Below are 8,520 nucleotides of genomic sequence, written 5' to 3' on the forward strand. Positions count from 1 at the left end.
CCCGCGCCTGACGCTCGTGAGCCGCGCGCACCAGCGTCACCCGGGCGTGCGGGTGATGCGGACGGGGCGGGTGATGGAGTCGTTGATCCCCGCGGTGCTGGAGCAGAAGGTCGTGGGGTCCGACGCGTTCGCGTCCTGGCGGCGGCTGCTGCGCCGGTACGGCGACGACGCACCGGGGCCCACGCCCGTCCCGATGAAGGTGCCGCCCACGGGCGAGACGTGGCGGCTCGTGCCGTCGTGGGAGTGGCACCGCGCCGGCGTCGACCCCGCCCGTGCGCGGACGGCCGTCACCTGCGCGAGCCTGGAGCGCCAGCTGCAGGGGGCCGTCGACCTCCCGCCGGTCGAGGCGGAGGCCCGCCTGCGGGCGGTGCCCGGCGTGGGCGTGTGGACGGCCGCCGAGGTGCGTCAGCGCGCGCTCGGCGATGCCGACGCCATCTCGATCGGTGACTACCACCTGGCCGCGGCCATCGGCTGGACGCTGCTCGGCCGCAAGATCGACGACGCCGAGATGGTCGAGGTGATGGAGCCCTGGCGCCCCCACCGCGGACGGGTGGTGCTGCTGCTGTCCGCCGACGGTGTCCTGTCCAAGCCGCGCCGTGGGCCACGCATGGCCCGCGACAACCACTCCTGGCACTAGAAGCGCAGTATGGACGTATGACTTCTGCAACCGTCCAGCTCGCCGGCCGTCCCGTCCACCGGGTCGGGTTCGGCGCCATGCAGCTCCCCGGACCGGGCGTGTTCGGCCCGCCGCGCGACCGCGAGGCCGCGCTCGCCGTCCTGCGACGCGCGGTCGAGCTCGGGGTGAACCACATCGACACCGCTCAGTACTACGGGCCCGACGTCAGCAACGAGCTCATCCACACCGCGTTGCACCCCTACCCCGACGACCTCGTGCTGGTGAGCAAGGTCGGCGGCGCCCGCGACGCCGAGGGCGCGTGGATCGAGTACGCGCGTCCCGAGGAGCTGCGCGCCGGCGTCGAGGACAACCTGCGCTCGCTCGAGGTGGAGCGGGTCGACGTCGTCAACCTGCGACTGATGGACGGCAGCGACGTGCCGTTCGCCGACCAGCTCGGCGAGATGGTGGCGCTGCGCGACGAGGGCAAGATCGGCGGCATCGGGCTGTCGAACGTCGAGGCGTCGCACCTCGCCGAGGCGCTCGAGACCACCGAGATCGCCTGCGTCCAGAACCCGTACAACCTGCGCCAGCGCGAGGGCCAGCCGGTGCTCGACCTGTGCATCGAGCACGGGGTCGCCTACGTCCCGTTCTTCCCGCTCGGGTCGGCGTTCCCCGGTGCCGCCAAGATCCCCGAGGACCCCGCGGTCGTGTCGGTCGCCGAGCGCATCGGCGCCACGCCGTCGCAGGTGGGCCTGGCGTGGGTGCTCGCGCAGTCCGACCTGGTGCTGCTCATCCCCGGCACCTCGAGCATCGCCCACCTCGAGGAGAACGTCGGCGCGGGCGACGTCGTCCTCGACGCCGAGGCCCTGGCCGAGCTGGAGGGCTGAGGCTCAGCGGGCGGTGACCTCGTCGCCGACGCGCACCACGGGCCACGTGGACGGGTCGGAACCCGGGGCGATGACGGGGACGAGGTTGATGCCGAACCAGGTGCTGCCGTCCCAGCTGCGGTGACGCGCGAGGGTGCGGATGGGCTCGCGTCCGCGCTCGAGGGTGTCGGGATCGCGCAGCGTCATCACGCAGCGCGGGCACGGGCCGGTGCCGGCGAAGGTCGCCCCGCCCACCTGGACGCGTCGCCAGGTGTCCTCGGCGAATGGCTCGTCGCCGTCCACCACGAGGTTGGGGCGGAACCGGCGCATGGGCACGGGGTCCTCGGCGCGGTCGGGGTCCTCGCGTCCGCGCTCGGCGATCCACTCCCCCAGCCGCGCGAGCGACGCCTCGGTGGTGAGCAGCAGCGGGCTCCCGTCGGCCAGGCTGACGTGGCTGTCGGCCGGCACGAAGTCGCCCTCGCCGACCGGACGCAGGCGGGGGTCGTCCTGGAACACCAGGCGCACCGACAGCCCGAGCAGCGAGGAGAACCAGCGGGCGGCGGCGTCGCCGACGTCGGCGGCCCGCAGCCGGGTGCGCCACACGCTGACCCAGGTGTCGGCCGGGCCGGCCGGGGGTGCGACGAGCAGCGGCCCGGCGCCCTCGACGGTGAGCACGAACGGGTCGAGCGGGCCGGTGTCGGGCTCGCCCACGGCGTGCACGGTCAACAGGGCCGGGTGCTCGCGCGCGGTGACCTGGGTGCCGTCGGCGGTGACGAGCATGTAGCGACGGTCGCCGGCCAGGCCCCAGGGCTGGACGATCGACTCGTCGAGGTCGACCGGTGCCACCGACTTCACGGGGTACCGGTGCAGGCTGACGACACGCATGGGCGAAGCCTACGAACCCGGTCGCGCGGGCGTCGGCGCCGAGGGTGGTGCTTCGACCCCGGAAGTACACTGCACGGGTGGAACCCGACCCCCGGTACGCCGTGATGATCCTGCTGCGCGAGGTGACGACGTCGACCGACCGCTTCGTCGAGCGGCGCGGCACCGCACGCGGCCTGCACCGCACCCACCTGCACGCGCTGGCGCACGTCATCGACGCCTCGCGGGCCGGCACCACGATGACGCCCGGACGGCTCGCGTCCGCGCTCAACCTCAGCGCGCCGGCCACCACGGCCCTCGTCGACCGCCTCGAGGCCGCGGGCCACGTCACGCGGGCGCCGAGCGCCGACGACCGCCGCCGCGTCCACGTCGCCGCCACCCCCACCGCCCTCGCCATGGGCCAGGAGCTCTTCGCCCCCCTGGGCCAGACGATGATGCAGGTCGTCGAGCAGTTCTCCGACGACGAGATCGACGTCGTCGCCCGCTTCCTCCGCGCCTCCGTCGAGGCCATCGACGCCGCCACCGAGGCCTGACGTCGTTTACCAGGAGACCATGGTGAACGGTGACGAACCACGGCGAACTTGCCGTGGTTCGCGACCGTCTACCAGGAGATCCTGGTAAACGACCGACCGCCTCAGCCCTCGCCGAGCACCCGGCGGGCGACGGCGAAGGCGCTGTTGGCGCGGGGGACGCCGCAGTAGACGGCGCTCTGGAGGAGGACCTCGGTGATCTCGTCGCGGGTGAGGCCGTTGCGCAGGGCTGCGGGGAGGTGGAGCTCGAGCTCCTCGAGGTTGCCGTTCGCCACCAGCGCGGTGATCACCGCGACGCTGCGCTCGCGACGGCCGAGGCCGGGACGGGTCCAGACGTCGCCCCAGGCGTAGCGGGTGATGAAGTCCTGGAAGTCGCGGGTGGTGTCGTCGATCCTCGACGCGGCGCGGTCGACGTGCTCGTCGCCGAGCACCTCCCGGCGCACGCCCATGCCGGCCTCGCGGCGCTCGTCGTCGTTCATGCGTGGGCCTCCAGGTGGGTGCGGAGCAGGTCGGTGACGGCTCGCGGCTGCTCGACGTTGGCCAGGTGCGAGGCGTGCTCGACGACGTGGAACGTCGCGCCGTCGATGCCCGCGGCCAGCACCTCGCCGGCGGACGGCGGGGTGGCGGGATCGTCCGAGCCCGACACCACCATGGTCGGCGTCGTGACCTGCTCGAGCCAGCCGCGGGTGTCGAAGCGGGCGAGCGCGTCGCAGCTGGCGGCGTAGCCCTCGGGCGACGTCGCGGCGAACGCGGCCATCACGTCGTCGGCGTGCGCGGCCTGGTCGCCGGAGATCTCGGGGGTGAACCAGCGGCCGCGGGTGGTCTCGACCAGCCAGCCCATGCCCTCGGCGCGCACACGCGCGGCGCGCTCGGCGAACGCCGACCCGAACGTCGCCGCGGTGCACACCAGCGAGAGCGACCGCAGACGGTCGGGCGCCTGCAGCGCGAGCTCCTGGCCGACGGCGCCGCCGAGCGACAGACCGACGTAGTGGAACCGGTCGAGGCCGAGACGGTCGGCGAGCGCGAGGACGTCGCGCGCCATCTCGTCGACACCGTACGGCCCGGGCGGGACGGGCGATCCGCCGTGGCCGCGGTGGTCGAACGCGACGAGCTGGTACTCGCCGGCGAGGTCGCGCAGCTGGGGCCGCCACATGTCGGCGGTGGCGCCGACGGACGACCCGAGCAGGACGGCGGGCCGGTCGGGCTCGCCGGTCGACAGGTGGTGCAGGGCGACGGTCATGCGTCCCTCCGGTTCCTGGGGGCGGCGCGCCAGGCGGCAAGCGTCCGGTCGATCCACGGGTCGGTGGACGGTGACACGTCCGGGTCGGTCTCGATCAGCATCGACAGCGTGCGGACGTGCTGCGCCATCGCCGCCTGGTCGACCTGCAGACCGTCGACGAGGTGGGCGGTGCGGTCGGCGGCGTCGCGCACGACGTCGAGGGCGGTGCGCAGCGGCTGCCACTCGGCGGTCCACGCGCCGGCCGGGCGCTCGTTCTCGGCGACGGCCGAGACCCCGAGGATCGAGACGAGCGCAGGCACCTGACGTGCGGCGGCCACCACCAGCACGGACGCGGCGGGGTTGCGCTTGTGTGGCATGGACGACGACGGACCGCCGACGCCCTCCTGCAGCTCGCCGATCTCGGTCTGGGCCATCACCAGGACGTCGGCGGCGATGGTGCCCACGGCGCCGGCGGTGACGACGAGCGCGTGCCCGACGTCGAGCACCGGCGTGCGTCGGGTGTGCCAGGCCAGGGTGGGCTCGGCGAGACCGAGCTGCTCGGCCAGCGCCGCGACGACCTCGGGACCTCGGACGCCGAACGCGGCCGTGGTGCCCACCGGACCGCCGAGCGACACCGGCAGCGACGTCCGCACCTGCTGGACGCGGACCAGCGCGTCGGTGACGCCGGCGAGCCAACCGGCGGCCTTGAACCCGAACGTCGTGGGCTGGGCCTGCTGGGTGAGCGTGCGCGCCACCATCGGGGTGCGGCGGTGCTCGTCGGCGAGGCGCGCGAGGCTGCGTCCGAGGTCGGTCAGCGAGCCGGCGACGTCGGCGAGCACGTCGCGGGCGAGCAGGACGAGCGCGGTGTCGAGGACGTCCTGGCTGGTGGCCCCGTGGTGGAACCACGCCGCGACGTCGCCGGTGGCCTCGGCGCGCACGCGACGGACCATCGGGATGACGAGGTTGCCGTCGACGGCCGCCTCGGCGGTGAGCTCGCCGGGGTCGTACCCGGCGGTGCCGACCTGGCCGCGCAGGGCGGCGTCGACCCAGGGGACGGCCGCGAGGCCGTCGGCGACGCCCGCGGGGGCGTCGAGCGTCCTCTCCAGCGCGCGCAGCAGCGCCACCTCGACGCCGAGCATCCGCGCGACGAGGTCGGCGTCGGTCACACCGCCTCCATGACCATGGCGAGCCCCTGCCCGACCCCGATGCACAGCGACGCCACGCCCGTCCCGCTGCCGCGGCGGTGCAGCTGCCAGGCGAGCGAGCCGGCCAGGCGCGCGCCGGAGGCCCCCAGCGGGTGGCCGATGGCGATGGCGCCGCCCTGCGGGTTGACGGCGTCGGGGTCGAGGCCCTCCCACTGCGCGACGCACGCGAGCGACTGCGCGGCGAAGGCCTCGTTCAGCTCGAGCACGTCGACGTCCTCGAGCCCCTTGCCGGCGCGGCGCAGGGCGGTACGGACGGCCTCGACGGGTCCGATGCCGAACACCTCGGGGTCGACGCCGTGCGCGCCGGTGGACACGATCCGTGCGAGCGGACGCAGCCCGCGCTTCTCGACGGTGTCGGCGTCGGCGAGCAGCAGCGCGGCCGAGCCGTCGTTGAGCGGCGAGGCGTTGCCGGCCGTCACGGTGCCGTCCTTGCGGAAGACGGGCTTGAGCCGGGCCAGCGACTCGGCGGTGACGCCGTCGCGGATGGTCTCGTCGCGGTCGAGGTCGACGCCCTCGTACGGCACGACCTCGTCGGCGAACAGGCCGTCCTTCCACGCGCGGATCGCCAGCTCGTGGCTGCGGGCGGCGAACGCGTCGGCGGCCTCGCGGGTGATGCCGTGGCGCTCGCGGAGGATCTCGGTGGCCTCGCCGAGGCTGACGGTCCACGCGCCGGGCATCTCGGGGTTGACCATGCGCCAGCCGAGCGTGGTGGACCACAGCTGCTCGTGGCCGACGGGGTAGCGGCGCGACGGCTTGGGCAGCACCCACGGCGCGCGCGTCATGGACTCGACGCCGCCGGCGATCATCAGGTCGGCCTCGCCGACGGCGATCGCGCGGGCGCCCTGCATCACCGCGTCCAGGCCGGACGCGCAGAGCCGGTTGACGGTGCTGCCGGTGACCGACGTCGGCAGGCCCGCCAGCAGCACCGACATGCGTCCGACGTTGCGGTTGTCCTCGCCGGCCTGGTTGGCGGCGCCGAGGACGACCTCGTCGACGTCCACGCCGTCGGCACCGAGCGCGTCGCCGGCGCGGTCGACGATCGAGCGCACCGCGTGGGCGGCGAGGTCGTCGGGGCGGACGTCGGCGTACGCGCCGCCGGCCTTGCCGATCGGGGTCCGGACCGCATCGACGACGTACACGTCACGACCGAGCACTGGGGCACCTCCAGGGTCTCTGCGCGTCACCAATGTTCGCATCGCGCACAAGTGTTACCATCGCGAACACCGTAGCACCGACGCGAGAGATCCGGGAGGACCCGTTGGAGCCGGACGACCCCTCGTCCCCGCCTCGCGAGGCGCACTTCGTGCAGTCTCTCGCGCGCGGCCTGTCGGTGCTCACCGCCTTCGGCGAGGGCGCCGAGCACCTGACGCTGAGCGAGGTCGCGGCCCGTACCGACCTGACGCGTGCCGCCGCCCGACGCTTCCTGTTGACACTGGTCGACCTCGGGTACGTGTCCACCGACGGCAAGCGGTTCTCGCTGCGCCCGCGTGTGCTCGAGCTCGGCTACACCTACCTGGCCGGGCTCGGCATGCCCGCCGTCGCGCAGCCGCACCTGGAGCACCTGGTCTCGCAGGTGCGCGAGTCGTCGTCGATGGCCGTGCTCGACGGTGCCGACGTCGTGTACGTCGCGCGCGTGCCGACGTCGCGGATCATGTCGGTGCGCATCGACGTCGGCACCCGGCTGCCGGCCCACGCGACGTCGCTCGGACGCGTGCTGCTGGCGGGTCTGCCGACCGACGACCTCGCCCGCTGGCTCGCCGACGCGCCACTCGAGCGGTTCACCGCCCGCACCCTCACCGACGCCGCCGACCTGCGTGCCGACCTCGACGTCGTCCGCGCCCAGGGGTTCGCGATCGCCGACGCCGAGCTCGAGGACGGGCTGCGCTCGGTGGCCGTCCCGGTGCACGACCAGCGGGGCGTGGTGACGGCCGCCGTCAACGTCTCGACGCAGGCCAGCCGGGTGCCCAAGGAAGCGTTGCGACGGGTGGTGCTGCCCCGGCTCGCGGCGGCCGCGCGGGCCATCGAGCAGGACCTCGCGCGACGCGGCTGAGGCGACCCGCGAGCGACACGCCGCAGCCTCCGGGCGACACGCCGTGACGCTTGTCCCCAAACTTATGCACACCTGGGGATGACGTGAACAAGTTTTCGTCGTCCTGACCCGAGCCCGGGACGAATGTCGACCAAACGGACGAGATCAGCACTCGACCACGTTGAGGGCGAGTCCCCCTCGGGCGGTTTCCTTGTACTTGTCCTTCATGTCCGCCCCGGTCTGGCGCATCGTGGTGATCGCCTTGTCGAGCGAGACGTGGTGCTCGCCGTCGCCGTGGGCGGCCATCCGGGCCGCGACGATGGCCTTGACCGAGGCCACCGCGTTGCGCTCGATGCAGGGGATCTGCACCAGCCCGCCCACCGGGTCGCAGGTGAGCCCGAGGTTGTGCTCGATGCCGATCTCGGCGGCGTTCTCGACCTGGCGCGGCGACGCCCCGTACAGCTCGGCGAGACCCGCCGCGGCCATCGAGCAGGCCGACCCGACCTCGCCCTGGCAGCCCACCTCGGCGCCCGAGATCGACGCGTTCTGCTTGAACAGCAGGCCCACCGCGGTGGCCACCAGCAGGAAGCGGACGACGCCGTCGTCGTCGGCGCCCTCGCAGAAGTTCCACCAGTAGTGCAGCACCGCCGGGACGATGCCCGCCGCGCCGTTGGTGGGTGCGGTGACCACCCGTCCGCCGGCGGCGTTCTCCTCGTTCACCGCGAGCGCGTAGAGCGTCACCCACTCCATCGCGTCGAGCGCGTCGGGCGGGCGGGACGGGTCCTCGAGGTGGGCGCGGAGCGCGGCGGCGCGACGCCGCACCTTCAGGCCGCCGGGCAGCGTGCCGTCGGTGCGCGAGCCCCGCTCGACGCACTCCTGCATCACGTGCCAGATGTGGAGAAGGCCCGAGCGGACCTCGTCCTCGGTGCGCCAGGCGAGCTCGTTGGCCATCATCACGTCGCTGATCGACAGTCCCTCGCGCTCGCAGATCGCGAGCAGCTCGTCGGCGGTGCCGAAGGGGTACGGGATGGGCGTCGCGTCGGGCACGAGCGGCGGCTCGGCGGGACCGTCGGTGGTCGCGCCGCCGTCGGACTCGCCCTCGGCCGCGGCGTCCGCCGCCTCGGTCTCGTCGAGCACGAACCCGCCGCCGATCGAGTAGTAGGTGCGCAGGAC

The 8,520-nt window shown here is 74.0% G+C and carries 10 protein-coding genes; 4 read left to right on the forward strand and 6 right to left on the reverse strand.

Annotated elements, in window-relative coordinates:
- A partial coding sequence (locus tag ACI6PP_RS22175; RefSeq protein WP_421113900.1) for a DNA-3-methyladenine glycosylase family protein occupies positions 1–637 on the forward strand: 637 nt, incomplete at its 5' end.
- A gap of 17 nt (positions 638–654) precedes the next feature.
- Entirely contained in the window at positions 655–1,503 is an 849-nt protein-coding gene (locus ACI6PP_RS22180; RefSeq protein WP_421113901.1) for an oxidoreductase, read from the forward strand.
- A 3-nt stretch (positions 1,504–1,506) separates the two neighbouring features.
- On the opposite strand, the gene ACI6PP_RS22185 is transcribed toward ACI6PP_RS22180, so the two are convergent.
- Entirely contained in the window at positions 1,507–2,367 is an 861-nt protein-coding gene (locus ACI6PP_RS22185) for an MOSC domain-containing protein (protein WP_421113902.1), read from the reverse strand.
- A 77-nt stretch (positions 2,368–2,444) separates the two neighbouring features.
- On the opposite strand from ACI6PP_RS22185, the gene ACI6PP_RS22190 reads away from it, so the two are divergent.
- Positions 2,445–2,897, forward strand: coding sequence for a MarR family winged helix-turn-helix transcriptional regulator (locus tag ACI6PP_RS22190; RefSeq protein WP_421113903.1), 453 nt, complete (start codon positions 2,445–2,447; stop codon positions 2,895–2,897).
- A gap of 101 nt (positions 2,898–2,998) precedes the next feature.
- Here ACI6PP_RS22190 and pcaC read toward each other — a convergent pair whose 3' ends face one another.
- Genes pcaC through ACI6PP_RS22210 form a run of 4 tightly spaced genes read right to left on the reverse strand, consistent with a single transcriptional unit; the run spans position 2,999 to position 6,457 of the window.
- On the reverse strand, positions 2,999–3,373 hold the full coding sequence (gene pcaC / locus ACI6PP_RS22195) for a 4-carboxymuconolactone decarboxylase (protein ID WP_421113904.1): 375 nt from the start codon (positions 3,371–3,373) through the stop codon (positions 2,999–3,001).
- Positions 3,370–4,134 (reverse strand): 3-oxoadipate enol-lactonase, encoded by a 765-nt coding sequence (gene pcaD / locus ACI6PP_RS22200; protein WP_421113905.1) that lies wholly within the window; start codon positions 4,132–4,134, stop codon positions 3,370–3,372. The genes pcaC and pcaD overlap by 4 nt, the downstream gene beginning before the upstream one ends.
- A complete protein-coding gene (locus tag ACI6PP_RS22205; protein ID WP_421113906.1) occupies positions 4,131–5,279 on the reverse strand; it encodes a lyase family protein in 1,149 nt (382 codons plus the stop codon). The genes pcaD and ACI6PP_RS22205 overlap by 4 nt, the downstream gene beginning before the upstream one ends.
- Positions 5,276–6,457, reverse strand: a complete 1,182-nt coding sequence (locus ACI6PP_RS22210; protein WP_476712950.1) for a thiolase family protein — start codon at positions 6,455–6,457, stop codon at positions 5,276–5,278. Before ACI6PP_RS22210 ends, ACI6PP_RS22205 begins: the two co-directional genes overlap by 4 nt.
- A gap of 164 nt (positions 6,458–6,621) precedes the next feature.
- Here ACI6PP_RS22210 and ACI6PP_RS22215 point away from each other — a divergent pair, with 164 nt between their 5' ends.
- On the forward strand, positions 6,622–7,368 hold the full coding sequence (locus ACI6PP_RS22215) for an IclR family transcriptional regulator domain-containing protein (protein WP_421113908.1): 747 nt from the start codon (positions 6,622–6,624) through the stop codon (positions 7,366–7,368).
- A 144-nt stretch (positions 7,369–7,512) separates the two neighbouring features.
- On the opposite strand, the gene ACI6PP_RS22220 is transcribed toward ACI6PP_RS22215, so the two are convergent.
- The coding region (locus tag ACI6PP_RS22220; protein ID WP_421113909.1) for an L-serine ammonia-lyase at positions 7,513–8,520 on the reverse strand (1,008 nt) is incomplete at its 5' end.

It is taken from the genome of Solicola agrisoli (assembly GCF_049059935.1).
GTDB lineage: Bacteria > Actinomycetota > Actinomycetes > Propionibacteriales > Nocardioidaceae > JAURVT01.

Bases quoted from the DNA above. Each gene is read 5' to 3' on its own strand.
- ACI6PP_RS22180 (WP_421113901.1), top strand. From the start codon at position 655: ATGACTTCTGCAACCGTCCAGCTCGCCGGCCGTCCCGTCCACCGGGTC.
- ACI6PP_RS22185 (WP_421113902.1), bottom strand. From the start codon at position 2,367: ATGCGTGTCGTCAGCCTGCACCGGTACCCCGTGAAGTCGGTGGCACCG.
- pcaC (WP_421113904.1), bottom strand. From the start codon at position 3,373: ATGAACGACGACGAGCGCCGCGAGGCCGGCATGGGCGTGCGCCGGGAG.
- pcaD (WP_421113905.1), bottom strand. From the start codon at position 4,134: ATGACCGTCGCCCTGCACCACCTGTCGACCGGCGAGCCCGACCGGCCC.